Below are 1,807 nucleotides of genomic sequence, written 5' to 3' on the forward strand. Positions count from 1 at the left end.
TGCCGAAGCTGGTTTCATGGCCCGGCTCGCGCCGGTCGAACAGGGTGACGCTGCGGCCCCGGCGCAACAGATAGATCCCCGTCGCCACGCCGACAATGCCGGCCCCCAGAACAATGGCGTCGCTCATGCCCCAATCTCCTCCATGCGGCGATTTTCATCATTCTATCACGCCTGCTCGCATAGTTTCGTGCATTTGATGCGAGAGACGCCCAGAAAACGCCGATTCCATTCGTCGAATTGCAAAAAGTGCACAATTTTATTCAGCCATTTACGCGGGGAAGCCGCCCGGCCAGGCGACGCCAGCCTGCCGCGCCCTTCGTCAATCATAATGTAAAAATCCGCTCGCACGAGGAGCGGCTTTCCTTGCATTGGATTGGCCAATCGTGTTGATTGACCATGGGAAAGTCACCGGGGCTTGGGGATATTGTTGTCAATACTTCGTCTTCTTGGGGGCGCCGTCGCCTCCCTGCTGCTCGCTGCCGCGCCAAGCCTGGCGCAGGACACCAACAACACAACCGCCTTCCAGGCCTTCGTGGCCGCGGGCGATTACGAGAAGGCCAATTTCTACCTGGCCAATGGCTATGTGACCGCCGCCGATATCGATAGCGGCCAGATTTTCTACACCACCCTGGTCGAGAACCATGGGGGCGATCTCGCCGCCAATCTGGGCAAGATCGACCGGCTCTATAATTACCTCGCCGCCATCAGCCCCATCGATCTGAACCGGCGCTTCGCCTGCGGCAGCGACTCCACCGGCACCTGCCTTCTGGCCAATACCCTCAGCTATGGCGCGCGCCCGGCCGAAATCGCCTGGTTCGTGACGCGCGGGCTCGACCTGAACAAGCGCGAAGCCGATATCGTGCCCGCCACCCTGCCACTGCTGACGCGCCTGGGCACCGTCTATTCCATGGCCGACCTCAACTGGTTCGTGGCCAATGGCATGGTGCTGGGCGACGAGACCTATTCGATCGAGGAGCTGGTCGGCTACGAGGATCGCGTCCTGGGCACCCGGCATCGCTACCGGCAGCTGACCATGCCGGACAATTTCCTCAATCTGGGCGACCAGAACCTGCTCGACGTGCTGGTCATCGCCCTGGCCACCGATGTCAGCGTCAATGCGCGCCAGCAGGCGCTGCGCCGCGACGTGCTGTGCAATTTCATCACCTATGCGGCCTCTGCCTATACTCCCTCGTTCGACTATCTGCGCCACGTGCTCAAATCCGTGCCGGATTTCCGCGGCGACAATATCGGCAAGCAGACGCAGGGCAATGGCGGGGTCTATGCGGTGTTCCCCACTTCCTGCGTGCTGCTGGTCAAGGCGATGGCGACCAGCCACGCCCATCTCGACCAGATCACCAGCGAATTTGCCAATCAGGGCGACGTGCCCACCGCTTCCTGGCTGCTGTCGATCCAGCAAGGCCGCACCTAGGAGTTTGTGCCATGGCGTTCACCCGCAAGAAAATCGCCCCGCCCGTCCTCGTCGCGCTCGCGGCGCTGACGGCCAGCCCGACCCTGGCGCAGGAGCGGATCATCCGCGACATGTTCTCCATCGGCGGCGCGCTCATCATCAACGGGATGGAACAGCGCAACCGCCAGCAGCAGACCCAGGCCCCGCGCCAGCGCAGCGTCGATCCGGCAGCGGCGCAACGAGCCGCCGAGGAGCGCGAGCGCATGCGCTTCATCCAGAGCCGCCTCAATGCGCTGGGCTATGACGCCGGCACCCCGGACGGGGTCTCGGGCCCGCGTACGCGCCGCGCCATCGCCAATTTCCAGGCCAGTATCGGCGAAGCCGAAACCGGCACGCTGA

General features: G+C 63.1%; 3 protein-coding genes. 2 read left to right on the forward strand and 1 reads right to left on the reverse strand.

Features of this window, described 5'->3' with window-relative positions; genetic code table 11:
- Positions 1-127: FAD-dependent oxidoreductase (locus tag VDP82_RS17710; RefSeq protein WP_323016136.1), on the reverse strand; the 127-nt coding region annotated here is incomplete at its 3' end.
- Between the two features lie 300 nt (positions 128-427).
- On the opposite strand from VDP82_RS17710, the gene VDP82_RS17715 reads away from it, so the two are divergent.
- Together VDP82_RS17715 and VDP82_RS17720 are read left to right on the forward strand one after the other, a co-directional pair.
- On the forward strand, positions 428-1,429 hold the full coding sequence (locus VDP82_RS17715; protein ID WP_323016134.1) for a hypothetical protein: 1,002 nt from the start codon (positions 428-430) through the stop codon (positions 1,427-1,429).
- Positions 1,430-1,440: 11 nt separating this feature from the next.
- The coding region (locus VDP82_RS17720) for a peptidoglycan-binding domain-containing protein (RefSeq protein ID WP_323016135.1) at positions 1,441-1,807 on the forward strand (367 nt) is incomplete at its 3' end.

The organism is Devosia sp., assembly GCF_034675085.1.
Classification (GTDB): Bacteria; Pseudomonadota; Alphaproteobacteria; order Rhizobiales; family Devosiaceae; genus Devosia.